The sequence below is a fragment of the Streptomyces sp. NPDC050263 genome (assembly GCF_040655955.1).
Classification (GTDB): Bacteria; Actinomycetota; Actinomycetes; order Streptomycetales; family Streptomycetaceae; genus Streptomyces.
The window spans coordinates 150,705-168,914 of record NZ_JBFAKW010000002.1; the positions used below are offsets into that span (position 1 = coordinate 150,705).

Sequence of the window (18,210 nt, forward strand, 5' to 3'; positions counted from 1 at the left end):
GCACTCCTGGATATTCCCTTGCAGTTGCTTGAAATATAAAACGTCAACGTCACCAAGCATATTCCCAATTGGTTTAAAATTCAAGGAGCAGGCGTTTACAGTGGAGTACATGACGACGGCATCCACATCCGCATCCGCTGAAGAGCCCCGCTGGCTCACCGCCGAGGAGCAGCTCATCTGGCGCTCCTACGTGCACGCGACCACCCTGCTGGAGGACCATATGGACCGCCAGCTCCAGCGCGATGCGGGCATGCCGCACATCTACTACGGCCTTCTGGTCAAGCTCGCGGAGTCCCCCCAGCGGAGGCTGCGGATGACCGAGCTGGCCATGCAAGCGAAGATCACCCGCTCCCGGCTCTCCCACGCCGTCGCCCGGCTGGAGAAGAACGGGTGGGTGCGCCGCGAGGACTGCGCCTCCGACAAGCGCGGCCAGTTCGCCGTACTGACCGACGAGGGCCTGGACGTGCTCAGGCGGGCCGCGCCGGGCCATGTCGCCGTCGTACGCAACGCGGTGTTCGACCGGCTCAGCGCGGAACAGCAGAAGTCCCTCGGCGAGATCATGCAGATCATCGCCGAGGGACTTCAGCCGAACGAAGCGGGTGCGGACCTGCCCTGGCTCCGCTAGGCCCCTGGGGGAGCCAGGGCCACCGTCCTCAGTGGGCCATCACCGGCACCACGTCCTCGGCGTCCGTCGCCCCCGAGCCCGCGACCGCGCCCATGTCCGGCTTGCCGGCGTTGATGAAGGTCAGGGCGATCACGGCGGCGGCGACCAGGATGCCGACGGCGAACCAGATGGCGCTGGTGTAACCGTTCACCATGCCCTCCAGCTGCACCAGCTGCTGCTGGGGCTTCGAGGCGGCGCCGGCCAGGTGGTCCTTGATGTACGACGTCGTCGCGGACGCGGCGATCGTGTTCAGCAGGGCGGTGCCGATGGCGCCGCCCACCTGCTGCGAGGTGTTGACCATCGCGGAGGCGACACCGGAGTCACGCGGCTCGACGCCCAGCGTGGCCAGGGACATGGCCGGCATGAACGCCGTGCCCATGCCGAGGCCGAGCAGGACCATCGCCGGCAGCAGCAGCGTCGCGTACGAGGAGCCGATCTCCATCTGGGTCAGCAGCAGCATGCCCACCGCGGCGACCAGGAAGCCCGGGCCCATCAGCAGCCGCGCCGGGACGCGGGTCATCAGACGGGCGCCGATCTGCGTCGAGCCCGTGATCATGCCCACGATCATCGGCAGGAAGGCGAAGCCGGTCTTGACCGGCGTGTAGCCCTTCACGATCTGCAGGTAGTAGGTGAGGAAGAGGAACAGGCCGAACATCGCGATGATCGCGAGGCCGAGCGAGAGGTACACGCCGCCGCGGTTGCGGTCGGTGATCACGCGCAGCGGCAGCAGCGGGGCCTTGACCTTCGACTCGACGAACACGAAGGTCGCGAGCAGCACCGCCGACACGACGAACAGGCCGATCGTCATGGAGTCGCCCCAGCCCTCGGACTCGGCGCGGGTGAAGCCGTAGACCAGGGAGACCAGGCCCAGGGTGGACAGGATGACGCCCGGGATGTCGAGCGGCGAGCGGTTGCGGCTGCCGACCGGCTCACGGATGACGAAGTACGCACCGGCGGCGGCGACGATCGCGAACGGGATGTTCACGAAGAACGTCCAGCGCCAGTCCAGGTACTCGGTGAGGAAACCGCCGAGGATCAGGCCGACGGCGCCACCGCCACCGGCGATCGCACCGTAGATGCCGAACGCCTTGGCGCGTTCCTTCGCGTCGGTGAACATCACCGCGAGCAGGGAGAGCGCGGCGGGCGCGAGCAGCGCGCCGAAGGCGCCCTGGAGTGCGCGGGAGCCGAGGAGCATCGCCTCGTTCGTCGCGGCCCCGCCCAGGGCGGACGCCCCGGCGAAGCCGATCAGGCCGGTGACGAAGGTGCGCTTACGGCCCCACAGGTCGGCGATCCGGCCGCCGAAGAGCAGCAGTCCGCCGAAGGCCAGGGCGTAGGCCGTGATGACCCACTGCCGGTTGCCGTCCGAGATCCCCAGGTCCTGCTGGGCGGAGGGCAGTGCGATGTTCACGATGGTCGCGTCGAGCACGACCATCAGCTGGGCGAGCGCTATGAACGTGAGCGCCTTCCAGCGGTTGGAGTCCGGGACGCCCGGCGTACCGGGGGCCTTCTGGGCTGTTTCAGACATGGGAATACCCGCTTCGGGACTTCGTGACGGAAAAAGGGTGACGTGAAGCGTAAGTGTGAGGTGTGAGGTGTGAGGTGTGAGGTGTGAGGTGTGAGGTGTGAGGTGTGAGGTGTGAGGTGTGAGAAGGATGAAGTGAGAAGGGTGAAGTGGACTGTGCGGACTGGTGACCGCTGCGGCGCAGCCGACTCATCGATCGCTCAGAGGTCGGTCCCTCAGGACCGGCGCAGGTCCTCCATGGTCACGGCCGTGCCCGGCAGTACGGAGGGGGCCGGGGCCCGCAGTCCGTCCAGGAACAGCTGTAGGTGGCGATGGACGAAGCGGTCGGCACTCAGGCAGTCGGTGCCGGCGGGGGGCCGGCTGATCTGGGACACCACGATCATCACGTCTCCGACGCCTACGTCGGACCGGAGCTGTCCGGCCGCCTTGGCGCGGTCCATGACCTCCTCGATGATCCGCTCGACGCGTTCGCGGGCGGCCTCGAGGTCGGGGTGGTGCTTGTCGAACGTGCTGGAGATCATCGGGCAGAGCGCGCTGATCCGCTCGTCGGCGGAGGCGTGCACGAAGCGCTCCAGCGCCCCGAACGCGTCACCGGTCTCGGCGAGGGCGACCTGCCCGGCCCGGACCGTGCGGTCCAGCACCGAGCAGACGACCTCGCGGACCAGCGCGTCCCGGTCGGGGAAGTTGCGGTAGACCGTGGCATTGCCGACGCCGGCCCGGCGGGCGATCTCATCGAGCGGCACACCGGGGCCGAACTCGGTGAACATCTCGCGGGCGGCGGCGACGATCCGCTCCCGGTTACGCAGTGCGTCGGCGCGGGGCCGGGTCACCTTGCGCTCGGTGGGGACAGCGGTCTGCACGGTTACTCCTGCCTGAGTGGCTGTGTCGCCCACGGCCGCGTGGGCTGTGCGGCGTGTGTGGGCTTTGCGGTCTGTGCGGTGTGTGTAGCCGGCGTGCGGTCTGGGTGTAGCCGGCATGCGATCCGGGGATCGTCTCCCCGTTTCGCTCGGACACATGGCTAAACGGGGAGAGCGTCCCCGGTTATTTCCCGATCCCGGAAGTTTCTCGATGTGACCTGGCTCACGCCCGCGACGGGGCCGTAACGCGGCCGCGATCTCCATGCCGTCGGGCCGGTACCGGCCGACGCAAGTCGCCCCCGGCCGATACAGGTCGACCCCGGCCGGTACAGGTCGCCCCCGGCCGGTACAGGTCGGTACATATAGACACAGGTCGTTACAGACCACCACAGGTCGGTACCGTCCGGTACCGGCCGGTAATCCACGATCGGTCCGCTCCAACGCGCGCCCGCGCGCACCCCGGCAGAGGGTGATCGAAAGGGTGCAGCCGGTGACCGGTGGCTGCCTGGAGCGAAAGGCATCGCATGCAGCCGCCGCAGCCCGTGCGCACCGCCCCGGCCCGCGCAGGCGAGCCGCTCCGCCGTCGCATACGCCCGCGCCGCGTCGCCGCCCTCGCCTCCGTCACCGTGCTGACCCTCGCTGTCAGCACCTCGGCCGGTACGGCCCGGCTGACACCGGCCCCCGGCGCGACGACGGCCGGCGCCGGCCCGCTCACCCTGGCCCGTGCCTCCGCCCTCGCGCCCTGCATGATCAACGGAGGCACGTCCGTCCAGATGTCCGAGGGCCTGCCCACGGCCGGCGGCTACTCCCGCTCCACCGGCACCGTCCACGCCCTGACCCTGATGATCGACTTCTCGGACGCGCCCGGCCGGGGCAGCCCGCTGAGCCGCTACCGCGAGTTCTTCCCGCAGACCGAGGAATGGTTCCGCACCGCGTCCTACGGCCGCCTCGAGTATCGCGGCGAGACCCCGATCCGGCGCTGGCTGCGCATGCCCAAGCCGTTCCGCGAGTACGGCATAGAGCGCGGCGCGCCCTTCGACCCCGGCTACCGGGAACTCGTCCAGGACATCGTGGCCGCCGCCGACCCGACGGTGGACTTTCGCGCGTACGACCTCCTCAACGTGCTGGTCACCCCGAACGCGGGCCCCTCCGCCCTGGACACGGTCCTGTCCGTGACGTTCGCCGGCAACACGGAGGCGCCGGTCGCCGACGGCGTGACGGTGTCGAACGCGTCCTTCGTCTACTCCCGCCAGGACGACGGCTCCGGCACCTACGACCGCACCGGCTACCGGGTCCTCCCGCACGAGAACGGCCATGTCTTCGGCCTGCCCGACCTCTACACCCAGGAGGGCGGGGGCGCCGTCGGCCACTGGGACATCATGAGCGAGGACTGGGGCACCAACAACGACCTGCTCGGCTGGCACAAATGGAAACTGGGCTGGCTGGACGCCTCCCAGATCGCCTGCGCCGCCACGCCGGGCTCCACGGAGCACACCCTGACGCCCCTCTCCCGCACGGGCGGCCCGAAACTCGTCTTCGTCCCGGTCAGCAACCGCACGGGATACGCCGTCGAACTGCGCGCCCGCGGCGGCAACGACGAGACGGTGTGCCGCCCGGGCGTCCTCATCTACAAGGTGGACGCCGACGTCGACACCGGCATGGGCCCGGTGACCGTCTACGACTCCCACTCCGACAGCGGCGGCTGCACCCGCAGCCCCAACGTCCACGCGGAACTCTCCGACGCCCCCTTCGCCCTCGGCGAGACCTTCAAGGACCCGAAGCGGGGCATCCAGATCGCGGTGACGGGCGCGGACCTGAAGGGCGACTACCGGGTACGGGTGACGCGTAAGTAGGTGGGGGGCGCCGTCCGCCCATTACGGTGTCCCGAAGATCCTCCACGGGGAGCACACACCACCCATGCCACAACCCGAGCCGAACGACGCAACGGCTGCACCCGACACAGCCCTGCCCCCGCCCCCGCCCCCGCCCCCGGCCGAGGCGGTGGCGCCGCTGATGCGCGGCATCACGGTGCTGCACCGGCTCACCGAGGCGAACGGCGTGCTGAGCCTCAGCGGACTCGAACGCGCCACCGGCCTGGCCCGCTCGACCGTGGACCGGATCGTCGCCACCCTCGCCCGCATGGGATACGTCCGTCTCGACGGCCGGGACGCGACCCTGACCCCCCGCGTCATGGAGCTCGGCAACGCCTACCTCGCCGCCCTGCGCCTGCCCGAACTGCTCTCCGCGCACGCGGACCGCCTGGCCGACGAACTCGACGAGTCCGTCTCCCTGGCGGTGGCCGACCGCGACGGCATCCGCTTCATCCACCAGGCGACCCGCCGCCGGGCGATGTCCCTGAGCTTCCGCATCGGCGACCTGCTCCCGGCCGAACGCACCGCGCCGGGCCCGCTGTTCGCGACGGAGTGGACGGAGGAGGACTGGCGGACCTGGCGCGAGCGCAGGGCAGGGGACCCCCGAAACAGCTCCTACCGGACGATCCCCCCGCTCCCGAACACCGCACACGCGACGGACGACAACTTCATACGAAGCACCGAGCGAGCGGCGAACGACAACTGCGCCCTGGACGACCAGCTGATCGAACCGGGCCTGGTGGCGGTCTCCGTCCCCGTACGGGATCCGCGAACCGCCCGGATCGCGTGCGTGGCGAACGTCGTCAGCCACACGAGCCGGCACACGGCGGCCGACCTGCGCGACACGCTGCTCCCCCGCCTGCGGACGACGGTGGCGGCGATGGAGGAGACCCTGCGCCAGGCGCCGCCCCCACACCCCGCCCCGCCCCCCGCGGGCCTGGCGACCTGGACGGGCGCGTCGAAGCAGGAACTGGGCCGGGAGTTCATCGAGTCGCTGGCCCGAGGCCTGACCGTCCTGACGGCCTTCGGCGAAGGCAGGGCGGAACTGACCCTGACGGACGCGGCGAACGCCACAGGCCTGTCGCGGGCCACCACCCGCCGAGCGCTGATCACCTACGAACACCTGGGCCTGGTGACCCCCGCCCCCCACCGCACCTTCACCCTCACCCCCCAGGTCCTCTCCCTCGGCTTCCCACCCCTCTCCCGCACGACCCTCCCCCGCATCGCGACCCCGCACATGACCACGCTGACGGCCGAAATCCAGGAGACGACGTCCTTGGCGTCCCTGACCGACGCGGGCGACGAGATCCAGTACACGGCCCAGGCCACCGCAGGCCACGTCATGAGCGTCAACATCACACTGGGCACACGCCACCCGGCCGCCTCGACATCGCTGGGCAGAGCCCTCCTCACACCGTCCCCCCACACGGTGCTGGACGAGGAACTGGAACAGGGAGTGCGCACGATCGCGGTCCCGATCCACGACCGCGCGGGCCGGGTGATCGCCGCCCTGAACGCGGCCGCCCACGTGGCCCGCCGCACGCCCGAACAGTGCGTCGACGAAATCCTCCCCGCCCTGAGAGCAACGGCCTCGCACATCGAGACAGACCTCCACACAGCGGCCCGCTTCACCCACGTCCCCCTGACCTGACCCCCGCACCCCCACACCCCAGATCCGGTACGCTGACGCCTGTGACCCACAAGGCCACAAGCCCCGCCTTCACGCCTTCGTAGCTCAGGGGATAGAGCACCGCTCTCCTAAAGCGGGTGTCGCAGGTTCGAATCCTGCCGGGGGCACCAGCCAAAAGGCCCCGGACCGATCATGGTCCGGGGCCTTTGACATCCACTTTTGACATCAACGCGGGCGATCACCCACGGCTGAGCCGCCTTTTCCTGAGCAGTCGGTCCATGTGGCTCATGGCCTCACGCTGCGTGTCCTGCACGACGTGGGTGTAGACGTCCATGGTGATGCTGATCTGGGAGTGGCCCAGGATCTCCATCACCACGCGGGGCGCGACACCGGCCGCCGTGAGAAGGGTGGCGGTGCCATGACGGGCGTCGTGCAGCCGGATGACGCGGAGGCCGGCGGACTGGGCGACGCGGGTGAATGAGCGGTAGAGGTTGCGCGGCTCGATGGGACGGCCGGTACGGGTCGCGAAGACGTAGTCGGAGTCCTGCCACTTCTCCCCCGCCTTGACGCGAGCCGCGCTCTGACGCATGCGGTGCCAGCGCAAGGGAGCGATGCAGAGAGCAGGCAGCGGGACGGCTCGGCGACGGCGGCTCTTGGGGTCGTCGTCGTACAGGACGCCACGGCGACGCTGCACCTGATGGCGGACGTAGAGCACTCGGTTGTCAAGGTCGAGGGCCGACCAGCGAAGGCCGACGATCTCTCCCCGGCGGAGGCCCATGGCTATGGCGAGGACGAAGGCCGCGTAGAGCGGATCTTTGCGGGAGGCTGCGAGGAAGTCGAGCGTCTCGTCGAGGGTCCAGGGGTGTAGCTCGGGCGTGTCCGTACGGGGCGGCTCGACGAGCTTGGCGACGTTGCGCGTGATGAGTTCCTCGCGGCAGGCCGAGGTCAGCGCCGAGCGCAGAACTCGGTGTGATTCCTTGGCGGTTGCGGCGGTGGTCTCCTTCTCCAGGCGGACGAGGAAGCGGCGGACGTCGGCGACGCCGAGGGATTCGAGCCGCTTGGCACCGAGGAGGGGCACCAGGTAGAGCCGGACGTGCGACTCGTACTTGTCGAAGGTGCTGAGCTTCCGCCGGGGCTTGATGACGTTGTCCAGCCAGTACGGGAGCCACTCCGAGAGCTTGGCGGACTTGGTGGGCACGGGCACGCCCTGGTCCACCTTGTCGAGCAGCTCGCGGCGCTTGGCGTCGCACTCCGCCCACGTCTTGCCATAGGCGAACTTGCGGGCCCGGGTGCCGTCCGGCTGGAGCACGTAGACCGCGCACTGAAAGCGGCCGTCCTTGCGCTTGGTGATGGTGCCCGCGCCGTTCGGGTTGCGCTTGCGTTGCTGAGCCATCAGGCCGCCGCCTCCAGTTCGTTGGTGATGTAGTCGCGGACAGCGCGCGCCGGGATACGGCGGCACCGGCCGATCGTGAGCGAGGGCAGACGCCGGGAACGGATCAGGTCATAGACCGTGGAGCGGCCGAGCTTGAGCCGGGCCATGACGTCCGGGACCGTCAGCAGCTCTTCGTCAGGCATGGGTGGGCGCTCCTTCCGTCCGGTTGACGGTGAGTACGGCGGTCGTCATGCAGGCAGCAGCCCTTCTTGTTTGGCGCGTTGGGTGTGGGCGATGTCGTGGCGGACCTGGGCGGCGAGGAGTTCTTCACCGGGGCGGTAGCCGCTGCTGAGGTAGGTCCAGGAGGCAGCGGTGACGAGGGTGGTGTTCTCGTCGTCGACCGGGAGGCCGGCCCGGATGCGGGCGGCTTCGGCTTGGGCGGTGCGCCAGGCACGGCGTACGTCGCGGAGTGCGCCGAGGGTGGTCGAGTAGGCGCGCGATTTGCTGGAGAAGTGGCCGCGGAAGCCGAGCATGTGGGCCCACTTCCAGAGCTTGAGGTGGGCGAACTCGGGGAGGTGGCCGAGCGCCCAGGCGGTGCGGATCATCTGCCGGGCGTGCTGCTGGACGGGGAGGCTGGTGAGGGATTCGGCCTGGCCGGTGCCGTCGCAGTCGTCGCACAGGTCGCGGAAGCCGTCCGGGCCGCGTACATAGCCGCGTCCGGAGCAGGGGCGGCATACGAGGGTGCGGTCCACTGTGCCCGCGCCCTCGGCGTTCTTGGTGGCGTACTTGGCGACGTATCCGGCGACCTTGGCGTCAGTGAGTTCGCCGTCCCCCAGGGCGGAGATCTGATCCACCTTGAACCGGTCGCCCCACTTGATGACGCGTTCGCCGACGGCGTCCGACTCGACGAGGAGCCGGGCGCGCTCGACCGCCAGGCCGACGGCAACATGCAGGGCGTCGAAGGTGGCCCAGGCCGGGGGCGAGGTGGTGTGGCCGTCGGGCCCGTCGAAGCGGACGACCGCGTGGAAGTGGACCAGGCCGCGTTGCTGGTATTCGGCGACCTTGGCGAAGGAGACGCGGAGGGCTGCGTTGAGGGCCTTCTGCGTCATGCCGAGGTGCTCGGCGAGGGCGCGGCGCAGGTAGGTGGTGAAGCGTGCCCACAGGGCCCCGGCGTGGGCGTTCCACAAAACGGCGCCGGTGTAGTCGTAGCTTGCCGGGTGGAGTGGGGTGCCGAGTTCGGGAGCGTCCTGAGGGTGGCTTTCGCCGCATGCGCAGGGGCGGGGCTTGCCTGCGTCGGTGGTGGGGCGGTTGTGGACGGGGCCGAAGGACGGCGCGGTGAGCGTGACGAAGGCGCGCGGGTGGTCGCGGACGGATTCGGCGACGTTCTTGCCGCCGGACAGTCCGGCCTTGATCAGGTGGTAGGTGTCGGCGGCGTAGAGGCGGGAGCAGGCCGGGCAGCGGGAGGCGCGGCGGTTGCCGCAGGTGGTGAGGAGGCGGCCGGAGGGTTCGTCCTCGGAGCGGTAGGAGCGGACCACTTGCTTGGTGGTCTGGTCGGTGGTGACGGTCCAGCCGTGCAGGTTGACGGGGCTGGTGCAGCCGCGAAGGTTGCGGACCTGTTCCGTCACGCGGTCGAAGTCGTCGGTGTTGGCCAGTTCGACCAGGTCCCGCAGGCCGGGGCTGATGATGTGGCGCAGGTCGAGGTGGCGGCGCATGGGTGGCGAGGTGTCCTTTCTGGCGCGAGGGTGAGGGGGCCTGCGGGCAGCAGCGAATCAGTGCGCTTGGGCTGCTGCCCGCAGGCATGGCGAGGCGGGCCCAGGGGTGGGCAGCGGTGGGAAGTGCCGGGGAGGCCGGCGGAAGGTGTGGCCCTACAGAGCGGCGTGAAGCGCGGTGGCCATGGGCAGGCCGATCGCCAGTCGCGTCTTGAGCTGGGCCGCCGTGATTGGTTCGCCGTGCTCGGCGTGGTGGGACGTCGCGATGGAGCGTGCTTCGGTCAGCAGCGGCTCAGGCACCTTGACGGCAGGCGAAGCGGGAGCCGGGGCGATGTGAGGAGCGACGGGAGCCGGGGCCGGGGCCGGAATGGCGAGCGGCACCGCAGGGCGGGATGCGTCAGAAGCCGTCTCAGGCACCGACTCGATCTCGTCCGGCAGGGAAGCCGGTACGGCGGGAGGACGAGCGACGGTGTGGAAGGCGCGCAGGAGCTGGGGGCCGACGGAGCCCCAGCCGAGGAGGAGCAACGGGGCCACCGCGTCGACGGCGGCACGGCCGTAGTGTCCGGCGACGATCGGTTCCGCGACGTTGAGGGCGAGAGTCAGCAGTCCGGAGAAGTGCATGAGGCGGGTGGCAGCCGTCATCTGATCTGCGGGCAGGCCGCGCAGGGAGAGGTAGCGGAGCGCGACCAGGAGGCCGACCACGGAGAGGTCCACCATCGGGGCGATGAGCGGTGCGATCGGGCCGGGGACGCCGAGGCGCAGGGCGAGGGACCAGACGTTGCCGAAGGAGAAGACGAACGCCAGCGCGGCAATGACGATCATGACGGCCGTGATGGTGCGCTGAGTGATCCGGTCTTCTGTCATGAGTGTTCACCTCCTCTCCGGGGTGACGGGAGCGTGCGAGGGCGGTCGGGCGATCTGCTCAGACGTCGAGCTTGGTGAGGTCCACGTCCGCCAGATGAAGGCCGAGGAAGGCTTCCAGGAGGACGGAGGGGTCGGCAATGAGGTGCGCCGTCTGTTCGGCGACGTGAGCGGCTTCCGCGTCGGGCACGTAGGGCGTGCGGATGCGGGTGAAGCCGGGTTGCGACTGGTGGTTCATCGAGGCGACGCCGACATAGGTGGGGTCCTGAAGGTTGATCGGGTTGGCGTCCGGCCATTCCCGGATCTCCTCACCGAGTGCGGCCACGGCGGCTTCGGCGGTCTTCTGCGCGAAGCTCAGGCCCACGGGGCACACGTCGCGGATGAAGGTGGGGATCGCGTCGCCTGTGGACTTCTGAGTGGTGAGGATGACGAGCAGCCCCACGGACCGGCCCTTCTCCACCAGGTCTTCCACGAGCCGGGCGTTCTCGGCGGCGAGCGCGGCCAGCTTCTTCGTCTGCTGGTCGCTGCCCTTGTGGTCGCGGAAGTAGGTGTGGGCTTCGTCGACGATCAGCACGACCAGGGGCCAGTTCTCGGACGGGCCGACGTCCCACATGGACTTCACCCCGAGCACTTGGCGCACCGATGCCGACCGGGCGCGGCGGAGCTCGACCAGGTGCCGGAACAGCTTGTTGGCCTCTTCCAGGTCATCGCCCACGAAGGCGAACATGCGCTGCGCCCAGTCGGCGTAGTCGCCCTCGTACGCAGCCGACACCTTGCCGTCCGCGCAGGCGAACTGGACTGCGGGCGAGGGTGCCCAGTCGGAGAGGAGCCGGTTGATCAGGCTGGTCTTGCCGAAGCCGGGTAGGCCGGCCACGGTCACGCCGGGCACCTGCGTGAGGTTCACGGACACGGGCTGCGCGTACTCGTCCAGGCCCAGATCCCACTGAGCTGTCTCCTCCGGTGGCTCACCCGTGGGGTGGTGCTCAGTGGGGAACTTCAGCGGATCCAGTCGCACACCCCGGATGAGGACCTGCCCAGGCTTGTCCTGAGTAACCGCCACTCGTGTGCACCGCCAGGCGTCCGCCAGGTGCGGGCCCGCCTTCTGGAATTGCTGGAGCCCAACGCCGGGCAGGCATTTTGCCCGCGCGATCACTCCGTACGCGTCGTGCTTCACCTTCAGGGAGGGGATGAGGACGCGCGGCTTGACGGGCTTGCCGTTCGTGTTCGCCATTGACGCCAGCGCGGTCGGGGTCTTGTCCGTGGCCGACAGCTTGAGCATCGGGGCGAGCCGCTTCCAGCCCCACCGCACGCGTATGGCCTGCCGAATGGACTGCCGGGTCATGGCATCAGCGCGAACTTAGCGGACGATCCACCAGACCGCCCATCCGACGAGCAGGGCGAGCGGCAGGGCGACGACGAGCGGGACGTGACCGAGGGTGCCTTCCGTGGGGGCGTTCGGATCCTTCATCTGTGGCTCTCCATCGGGTTGTAGAGGAAGGCCGCGAGGGCCGATTCGAGGGCCGCCCGATCCGCTGACGCGTCGAGGCGGGGATAGCCGTAGGCGACGAGCACGGCCGCCACCGAGGTCACGAGTGATTCGGTGAACCGGGCATCCGGCCGGGCGTGAGGCAGCGGGTAGCTGCGCTCAGCGCCGGACCGGGAGGTGGTGACGCTCACGCCGCCTCAGCGGCCGGGGCCACCAGGTCCAGCCGACCCGCGCGGTAGGCGATGCCGTCCGAGAGCGAGCCGTTGAAGATCCGCGCCCAGGGGGTGGCGAACAGTTCCACCGGCATGACCGGGACACCCGGTCGGAGTCCGTTGGGCAGTCCGGTCTCCGGAACGGTGATCTTCAGAGCTTCGGCACGGTCCTCCTCCATGAAGAAGAGGGTGATCGTGTAGAGCTTCGCTCCGGTCTCACGGTCGGTGGCGAACTGCGTCTTCTCCTGGTCCGCGTACTTCGGCACCGGCAGGGTGCCGACCATGAACGACGAAGTGGGGAGCAGGCCAACACGGATGCGTGCCATGGGAGTTGGTTCCTTTCGATGGCGCTCCACCAGGGCGGTGGGGCGTGATCACCATTGAACATAGCTGACCTAGCAGAGTCAAGTGAATCGAGTGAGCTAGATATCAGCTGACATAGGCCACCTATGTCAGTGGGGTGTGCTAGGGGTGCTAGGAATCGCTACTCTTGGGCCATGAGCCCCGCGCCAGAGAGCAAGCAGGATCGTCGGCCGCCGTATCAGCACGCTGCCGACGAGCTTCGGCGCGACATCTTGCAGGGGCGGATCAAGCCGGGCGAGCAGATGCCGGCCATTCGCGAGCTACAGGAACGCTTCGGCGTGGCCAACATGACCGCGAGATCCGCACTCAACGTGCTGCGCGATGAGGGCTTGATCTACACGATCCATGGTCGGGGCAGCTTCGTCGCAGACCACAATGCCAGCGGGGAGCTCTCGGCGAACTACACCGCTCCAGTTTGGTACTTGGCGAACAAGGGCGAGAAGGCCGGCCAGGCAGGGCAGGAGGCGGGCGGGCCCGACGACACCGAAACGGCCGAAGCCGCCGGGACCACCCTCGCTGAAGTACTCACCGCACTACGTGACGAGATCCGTGCCCTCAGCGCTGATCATCAGGAACTGCGCCGTGAGGTCGAGGAGTTGAAGGCAGCTCAGCAGCCGAAGCCGTAGTCCTGAGCTGGGCCACTTCCTCTCGCAACTCCCTGGTCTCCCTGCTGAGGCGGCCGACCATGGCCCGCATCTCCTCGATCAGCGCGACTACCTGATCCGTGTCCCCGACGTGAATGCTGGTCGACCCCATTTCGTTGTCCGGTATGTGCTCGGTCATCGCTCCCCGCTTGCCGCCGTGCCGTCGTTCCGTGCCGCACTCGCTCGAACCGCCGGGACATGCCCACGGCATCCGCGCCTCTCCCAAGTCGATCAGCTACTGCGCTGCTGTGCTGTTCAGAGTTTCTTTACTGGATCAAGGCGGCCCGCCTACGGCGGTCCGCGCGCGCTGGCGGCCGGGGGCCGCCGCCGCTCCCTGTCTCCGCCACCGCTGCGCCGGCCCTCGACCACTCAGCGCGCAGCACCGCCAAGACAGACAGCCAGGCCAGGAAGCAACTCGACCAGCCCGAGCACCAGGACCACGACCAGTTCCGGGCCGAGCCTGAGCAAGCACGACCCCGCCGTCCGGATGACCGCCGTTTCGAAACCGGGAAACGTGGCTGATGCCGGGACGGGGTTGCTGGAGACACACGTGACGGGTGCTCGTTCGGCGCACTCGCCGTCGTGGCTGACTTTCGGTGGCGCAGGTCAGAACTGCGCTTCCAATGCCTGGACTTCAACCGCTCTCCTCTCCAACTCGATGACAGCCGATAGGGGTTGTAGCCGCACCCGAATCCGAGCACGACGACCGCCCCGGTACCATCGGCACCGGGGTCCTGATCAGGGCTTCCGCGACCGGACCACCCGGAATGCTGTCGAGGCTGAGGGGTGGTCCGGTCTTTTGTTGTTGGGGTTCGGGGTCAGATCAGCGCTTTGCCCACCTCGTAGATGGTGGGCCGGTCCCCCGGCGCATGGTTGAGCATCGCGTCGACCAGTTCGCCCAGCTCACCGGACACCTTCACGGGCCGACGTCGACCGTTGGCCACTTCCTCTCGCTGCACGGGGCGCGGAGCGTCGTCCGGGTACTCGACCGCCCGCCAGCCCGTGGCGGAGATGAGCAGCGAGGCCCCGAGCGCGTAGATGTCGGCTTCCTGTGTCGGCTCCGCTTGTCCGGTGTCGAGCACGCTGCGGGCGATCTCCGGTGCCTCGTAGTGGACGAGGCAGCCGCGGAACGGGAAGTCGTACCCCGGAGGCACCTGCCCGCCCCGGGCCAGGGCGAGGTCGATGAGGTGCGTTCGTTCCGGCCCGATGATGAAGTGGGCAGGTTGCACGTCGCCGTGTGCCCAGCCTCTTACGTGGAGGTCAGCCAGTGCTTCGACACATCCCAGCGCCACGCTGATGTGGGGCTTGCTGGACGAGCCCGCCTTCCGGCATGGCTCCCACAGCCTGTAGAGGTCAGGCCCCTCGTGCCACGGCTGGAAGTTCCACGTGCCGCGCTCCCATTCGCCGTACGCAACGGCGTCGAGCCCGAGGCGGTGCAGGACGGCGCCCTCGCGTGCGGGTGCGAGCGCGGTCCAGGGCTGGGCCGGCCACTCGGCCGTGGCCTCGATCGGATAGCCGAGCTTCACGGCGAAGTGGCCCCGGTGGCTCTCCACCTCCCAGACCGTGGAGCCTCGACGATTGATGACCATGCGCTGCGTCGTGGGCATGAGCGCGTCGAGCACCACGATCGGCAGTTCAGGGGTTGGGCCGGACAAGGTCTCTTCTCCCTCCAGGCGAGCGCGGCCGACCCAGAGTCGAGGCCGACCGCGTCGCTGTTGTCGTGAGTTACGCCTGACCGTACGGTCGGCCGCAGTCCGAGTCGCACTGCGCGAGGTTCGTGCCGTCCACGGTCCACAGGTCATCGAAGACGACGAATCCGGCCGCCTTCATGGCGCGCGCCGAGGAAGCGACCTTCTCCGGGTCGCGGCCCCCTCCACCGGGCATCGGGTTGTGGTGCAGGAAGCGGCCCGCGTACTGCTCGCAGAGCCCGGCGTATTCCTTCGTGTGCAGGATGAGCGCGTGCAGGCCCAGATCCACGTCGTCCGAGGGAATCATGGGGGCCGTGGCCGTGGCCGCCGCGACGAGGAACGCGACCGCCTGATCCGCGATCCGCTCAGCGCGCTCGGGAGACTGCCCGCTGTGGACGACCACGAAGCGGGCCAGGCTCTCGAACAGTTCTTCGCCAGCCACCGCGCGACCAGTCTTCTGATCGTTGGCTGTTGCTGTCATGTGCGATCTCCTCAGGTGAGGTCGTGCAGGACACGTACGACCCGTCCTGATCGCCGAGCTCGGCTCAGAGACGATCGGGAAGCGGGCTTGGTGGCCGGCCCCGGACGGGGACGGGAAGTCGGGCGGATCGGCACCCGTCCGGGGCGGCCGGTCTACTGGCCGGCCCCGAGGGCCATGCCGATCACCAGACCGCACGAACCGCTGATGCAGACGATGAACAGGACCCCGGCATACCGGCCGACGGCGCGCATCACAGCGGGACCTGACTGTTGCCGTTCCGCACGGCCAGGCGTGCGCTCAGTTCCTCCCGAGCACTGGGTGCCACCACGTTGCCCGGCAGAGCATCCCACTCCCTGCCGCCACGGACCGGCCGCATCTGCACGCGGCCACCGACCTCGCCCATGACGACGCCGACACGTCCGGTGGCACTGTCTTTCGCCAGTTCGCCGACGGCTGGTCTGGTCTGCTGATTGCTCGCCATGCACACGAGCATCGCGATCCGAGTACCCCCGCCAAAAGGTCAGGCTGATTACCCAACTTGGGTAACATCGCGGCAAGTAGAGAATCCGCGACGTTGCGTAGCCCTCGCAGTGTGGGAGCTTGCCCAGTGCCCGACGCCGACCGGCCGCAGGAGCTTCCTGCCCGGCTGCTCACCGATCCCGAGATGATCAATGCGTGCCGGGTACGGGACTTCGCCAGAGTCTTCCGGCTCGTGAAGACCAGAGCGGGCATCTACCCGTCGATGATTGCCAGGCGATGTGAGCTGACTCCGAGCCGGGTCGGCGAAGTCATCGCCGGGCGACGCCAGTTGCTCCACATGGACGTGATCGAGCGCATTTCAGACGGCTTGCGTATCCCAGGAGGCATGCTCGGTCTTGCCCGCCGCCCCTGGGAGACGCCCCAGGCTCTCGCAGTCACCGAGCGCGAGGCATCTCAAGTGCCAGAGCCTCAGGAGCAGTCACCCGCGTCCCTACCGGGCCCGGACGTGGACAGCATCTTGGCGTTGGCCACACGGACCAACCTCAGCGCAGCCACGCTTGAAGCGTTCCGGTCCTCCATCGAGGACTACTGGCGACGGGACGACCAGCACGGCGGCGAGGCACTACGGCCGGCCGTCGTCGGCCAGCTCCGCTATGTGGTGGGACTGCTCAAGGAGAGCCGCCCGCCGTCCATCCAGAACGGCCTGTACGGAATCGCGGCCGAACTGGCACGCCTCACCGGTTGGACCTACTTCGACGCCCGCCAGTACAACCAAGCCCGCGCCTACTTCACCGAGGCCCTGCAACTCGCCAAGGAGATCGACGACCGCCAGTTCATGGCCAACGTCCTGGCGTGTATGAGCTTGCAGGCGACCTACCAGGACAAGCCCGCGGATTCCCTGGCACTGGTGACCGCTGCCCAGGACCAAGCCCGCTCGGCCCTCGGCACCACTCCACGTGTCCTGTCGATGCTGTCCATGCGCGAGGCATTCGCCCATGCCACGCTCGGCAGCCACACGTCGACTCACCGAGCGATCGGGGAAGCACACCGCCAGTTCGAGCAGATCCAGGCGAGCGACCCGGACCCCTCATGGGTGACCTACTTCGACGAACTGAAACTCATAGTGGACACGGGCATTGCCCACGGTCGACTCGGCGAGGCAACGACGGCTGAACCATTGATCGCGGACGCGTTGCGCCGGGAAGCCCGCACCAATCAGCGCGGCCGGGCGTTCCACGCGTTCTGGCTGGCTCGCACGCAGTTGGACCAAGGCAAGCTTGATCAGGCGTGCAGCACCGCGACGCAAGCGCTGGAGTCGGCGTCGGCAGTGGCGTCCGAGCGGGTCTCGGGCCATCTCAGAGAGTTCTACGACCAGTTGGCCCCGCACAGGCAGGAGCCCGTAGCCCTGGCCTTCGAGGCACGGCTACGGGCACTCCTCCCGCCGGTCAGCGGATCGCTTCATCCATGAGCAGGTAGAGAAGCCCGACGAGAGACCCGCTGCTGACGATCTCGCGGCGGTCGATCATCCCGCGCACCTCACTGAGAGGAATCCACTCGATCCGGTCCGACTCGTTCTTCTCCGTGGGCGGACCGTCGTAAGTCGCGCCGTCCGCACGGAAGACGTGGTGCTGCGAATCGGTGATCCCGTTGGCCGGCTCGGCGTAGATCAGCGGCTTGATGGGACCGGGACGCCAGCCCGTCTCCTCCAGGACTTCACGGGCCGCCGCCTCCTCAGGAGACTCGCCCTCCTCGACCAGGCCCATGGGCAACTCCCAAGCCCACGAGTCCGTGATGAAGCGGTGCCGCCACATCATCAGCACCTCCTGGCGGTCGTTGACCACGGCAGCCACGGCCAGGTGCCGCAGGCGCACAACGTGGTACTCCCACCTGCGCCCATCAGGCTGCTGAACGTCCACCAAGCACAGGTTCACCCACTTGTTGGTGTAGATCTGTCGCTCACCGTGGGTCTTCCACTCCATACCTGCGGCCCCTCTCGATCGGACTCCAGGATCTCAGACCGATCCGAAGGCGGACGCGAGTTCGCCTCCTTCACGTCATCCTGACGAGATGCCTCTTTGCACACGGCTCGGAAAGTCGCTTGGGTCTCAGATAACGCGGCAGGTGACAGCCCTGCACGTGGTGGACCAGACCGGACGAGTCCACGGATGGGCCACGGATGGCTGAGCACCGCTTCAGCTACCGGGCTATCCACCAGGTTGGTGGAGGACGCCTTAGGACACTGTTGCCCTTCGCCATGGCCGGAGACCGTATCGGAGTGCATCGCCTCCGTCAGCACCGTCCGCGCTGAGCTGGGACTGACCGCTCGCAGTCGAGTGTTCGTTCTGCTCGTGGTGCCCACATGGCTGCACC

At 68.6% G+C, this 18,210-nt stretch carries 18 protein-coding genes and 1 tRNA gene; 6 read left to right on the top strand and 13 right to left on the bottom strand.

Features of this window, described 5'->3' with window-relative positions:
- The first annotated feature begins 109 nt into the window (after positions 1 to 109).
- Positions 110 to 625, top strand: coding sequence for a MarR family transcriptional regulator (locus AB0J04_RS01575; RefSeq protein ID WP_363166336.1), 516 nt, complete (start codon positions 110 to 112; stop codon positions 623 to 625).
- A 28-nt stretch (positions 626 to 653) separates the two neighbouring features.
- Here the strand turns inward: AB0J04_RS01575 and AB0J04_RS01580 are convergent, their stop codons facing one another.
- Together AB0J04_RS01580 and AB0J04_RS01585 are read right to left on the bottom strand one after the other, a co-directional pair.
- Complete coding sequence (locus AB0J04_RS01580; RefSeq protein ID WP_363166337.1) at positions 654 to 2,189, bottom strand: MFS transporter; 1,536 nt, start codon at positions 2,187 to 2,189, stop codon at positions 654 to 656.
- Between the two features lie 212 nt (positions 2,190 to 2,401).
- The gene (locus AB0J04_RS01585; protein WP_363166338.1) at positions 2,402 to 3,046 is read right to left on the bottom strand and encodes a TetR/AcrR family transcriptional regulator; all 645 of its coding nucleotides are present in this window, start codon (positions 3,044 to 3,046) and stop codon (positions 2,402 to 2,404) included.
- Between the two features lie 521 nt (positions 3,047 to 3,567).
- Here AB0J04_RS01585 and AB0J04_RS01590 point away from each other — a divergent pair.
- The 3 genes from AB0J04_RS01590 (at position 3,568) to AB0J04_RS01600 (ending at position 6,714) form a co-directional block, all read left to right on the top strand.
- Positions 3,568 to 4,896 (top strand): M6 family metalloprotease domain-containing protein, encoded by a 1,329-nt coding sequence (locus tag AB0J04_RS01590; RefSeq protein WP_363166339.1) that lies wholly within the window; start codon positions 3,568 to 3,570, stop codon positions 4,894 to 4,896.
- Between the two features lie 64 nt (positions 4,897 to 4,960).
- Positions 4,961 to 6,565 (top strand): helix-turn-helix domain-containing protein, encoded by a 1,605-nt coding sequence (locus tag AB0J04_RS01595; RefSeq protein WP_363166340.1) that lies wholly within the window; start codon positions 4,961 to 4,963, stop codon positions 6,563 to 6,565.
- Positions 6,566 to 6,638: 73 nt separating this feature from the next.
- Positions 6,639 to 6,714: transfer RNA gene (locus AB0J04_RS01600), tRNA-Arg, on the top strand.
- 68 nt (positions 6,715 to 6,782) lie between these two features.
- Here the strand turns inward: AB0J04_RS01600 and AB0J04_RS01605 are convergent.
- The 7 genes from AB0J04_RS01605 to AB0J04_RS01635 form a co-directional block, all read right to left on the bottom strand.
- The gene (locus AB0J04_RS01605; RefSeq protein WP_363166341.1) at positions 6,783 to 7,937 is read right to left on the bottom strand and encodes a tyrosine-type recombinase/integrase; all 1,155 of its coding nucleotides are present in this window, start codon (positions 7,935 to 7,937) and stop codon (positions 6,783 to 6,785) included.
- Positions 7,937 to 8,119, bottom strand: a complete 183-nt coding sequence (locus tag AB0J04_RS01610; RefSeq protein WP_319670859.1) for a helix-turn-helix domain-containing protein — start codon at positions 8,117 to 8,119, stop codon at positions 7,937 to 7,939. The genes AB0J04_RS01605 and AB0J04_RS01610 overlap by 1 nt, the downstream gene beginning before the upstream one ends.
- A 45-nt stretch (positions 8,120 to 8,164) precedes the next feature.
- Positions 8,165 to 9,628, bottom strand: coding sequence for a replication initiator (locus AB0J04_RS01615; RefSeq protein ID WP_363166342.1), 1,464 nt, complete (start codon positions 9,626 to 9,628; stop codon positions 8,165 to 8,167).
- A gap of 153 nt (positions 9,629 to 9,781) precedes the next feature.
- Entirely contained in the window at positions 9,782 to 10,489 is a 708-nt protein-coding gene (locus AB0J04_RS01620; RefSeq protein WP_363166343.1) for a DUF2637 domain-containing protein, read from the bottom strand.
- A 58-nt stretch (positions 10,490 to 10,547) separates the two neighbouring features.
- Positions 10,548 to 11,828 carry a cell division protein FtsK gene (locus AB0J04_RS01625; RefSeq protein WP_363166344.1) on the bottom strand — a complete coding sequence of 427 codons (1,281 nt, stop codon included), beginning with the start codon at positions 11,826 to 11,828 and terminating at the stop codon, positions 10,548 to 10,550.
- 122 nt (positions 11,829 to 11,950) lie between these two features.
- Positions 11,951 to 12,163, bottom strand: coding sequence for a hypothetical protein (locus AB0J04_RS01630; protein ID WP_363166345.1), 213 nt, complete (start codon positions 12,161 to 12,163; stop codon positions 11,951 to 11,953).
- On the bottom strand, positions 12,160 to 12,510 hold the full coding sequence (locus AB0J04_RS01635; RefSeq protein WP_006381100.1) for a hypothetical protein: 351 nt from the start codon (positions 12,508 to 12,510) through the stop codon (positions 12,160 to 12,162). Before AB0J04_RS01635 ends, AB0J04_RS01630 begins: the two co-directional genes overlap by 4 nt.
- Positions 12,511 to 12,681: 171 nt before the next feature.
- Here AB0J04_RS01635 and AB0J04_RS01640 point away from each other — a divergent pair, with 171 nt between their 5' ends.
- Positions 12,682 to 13,173, top strand: coding sequence for a GntR family transcriptional regulator (locus tag AB0J04_RS01640; protein WP_363166346.1), 492 nt, complete (start codon positions 12,682 to 12,684; stop codon positions 13,171 to 13,173).
- An 836-nt stretch (positions 13,174 to 14,009) separates the two neighbouring features.
- Here AB0J04_RS01640 and AB0J04_RS01645 read toward each other — a convergent pair.
- The 3 genes from AB0J04_RS01645 to AB0J04_RS01655 all read right to left on the bottom strand — a co-directional run bounded on the left by AB0J04_RS01645 (position 14,010) and on the right by AB0J04_RS01655 (position 15,853).
- A complete protein-coding gene (locus tag AB0J04_RS01645; protein ID WP_363166347.1) occupies positions 14,010 to 14,846 on the bottom strand; it encodes a protein kinase in 837 nt (278 codons plus the stop codon).
- Positions 14,847 to 14,916: 70 nt separating this feature from the next.
- The gene (locus AB0J04_RS01650; protein WP_363166348.1) at positions 14,917 to 15,360 is read right to left on the bottom strand and encodes a hypothetical protein; all 444 of its coding nucleotides are present in this window, start codon (positions 15,358 to 15,360) and stop codon (positions 14,917 to 14,919) included.
- Positions 15,361 to 15,610: 250 nt separating this feature from the next.
- Positions 15,611 to 15,853 carry a hypothetical protein gene (locus AB0J04_RS01655; RefSeq protein ID WP_363166349.1) on the bottom strand — a complete coding sequence of 81 codons (243 nt, stop codon included), beginning with the start codon at positions 15,851 to 15,853 and terminating at the stop codon, positions 15,611 to 15,613.
- 114 nt (positions 15,854 to 15,967) lie between these two features.
- Between AB0J04_RS01655 and AB0J04_RS01660 the strand changes: the two genes are divergently transcribed.
- A complete protein-coding gene (locus AB0J04_RS01660) occupies positions 15,968 to 17,308 on the top strand; it encodes a hypothetical protein (protein ID WP_363166350.1) in 1,341 nt (446 codons plus the stop codon).
- Here the strand turns inward: AB0J04_RS01660 and AB0J04_RS01665 are convergent.
- Entirely contained in the window at positions 17,286 to 17,819 is a 534-nt protein-coding gene (locus AB0J04_RS01665) for an NUDIX hydrolase (protein ID WP_093781077.1), read from the bottom strand. The genes AB0J04_RS01660 and AB0J04_RS01665 overlap by 23 nt on opposite strands.
- Positions 17,820 to 18,210: the final 391 nt, after the last annotated feature.

What these genes read in the sequence shown, in the direction of transcription:
- AB0J04_RS01595 (WP_363166340.1), top strand. Translation starts at nt 4,961, where the DNA reads ATGCCACAACCCGAGCCGAACGACGCAACGGCTGCACCCGACACAGCC.
- AB0J04_RS01580 (WP_363166337.1), bottom strand. Translation starts at nt 2,189, where the DNA reads ATGTCTGAAACAGCCCAGAAGGCCCCCGGTACGCCGGGCGTCCCGGAC.
- AB0J04_RS01615 (WP_363166342.1), bottom strand. Translation starts at nt 9,628, where the DNA reads ATGCGCCGCCACCTCGACCTGCGCCACATCATCAGCCCCGGCCTGCGG.
- AB0J04_RS01610 (WP_319670859.1), bottom strand. Translation starts at nt 8,119, where the DNA reads ATGCCTGACGAAGAGCTGCTGACGGTCCCGGACGTCATGGCCCGGCTC.
- AB0J04_RS01655 (WP_363166349.1), bottom strand. Translation starts at nt 15,853, where the DNA reads ATGCTCGTGTGCATGGCGAGCAATCAGCAGACCAGACCAGCCGTCGGC.
- AB0J04_RS01620 (WP_363166343.1), bottom strand. Translation starts at nt 10,489, where the DNA reads ATGACAGAAGACCGGATCACTCAGCGCACCATCACGGCCGTCATGATC.
- AB0J04_RS01640 (WP_363166346.1), top strand. Translation starts at nt 12,682, where the DNA reads ATGAGCCCCGCGCCAGAGAGCAAGCAGGATCGTCGGCCGCCGTATCAG.
- AB0J04_RS01665 (WP_093781077.1), bottom strand. Translation starts at nt 17,819, where the DNA reads ATGGAGTGGAAGACCCACGGTGAGCGACAGATCTACACCAACAAGTGG.
- AB0J04_RS01590 (WP_363166339.1), top strand. Translation starts at nt 3,568, where the DNA reads ATGCAGCCGCCGCAGCCCGTGCGCACCGCCCCGGCCCGCGCAGGCGAG.
- AB0J04_RS01650 (WP_363166348.1), bottom strand. Translation starts at nt 15,360, where the DNA reads ATGACAGCAACAGCCAACGATCAGAAGACTGGTCGCGCGGTGGCTGGC.
- AB0J04_RS01635 (WP_006381100.1), bottom strand. Translation starts at nt 12,510, where the DNA reads ATGGCACGCATCCGTGTTGGCCTGCTCCCCACTTCGTCGTTCATGGTC.
- AB0J04_RS01605 (WP_363166341.1), bottom strand. Translation starts at nt 7,937, where the DNA reads ATGGCTCAGCAACGCAAGCGCAACCCGAACGGCGCGGGCACCATCACC.
- AB0J04_RS01625 (WP_363166344.1), bottom strand. Translation starts at nt 11,828, where the DNA reads ATGACCCGGCAGTCCATTCGGCAGGCCATACGCGTGCGGTGGGGCTGG.
- AB0J04_RS01575 (WP_363166336.1), top strand. Translation starts at nt 110, where the DNA reads ATGACGACGGCATCCACATCCGCATCCGCTGAAGAGCCCCGCTGGCTC.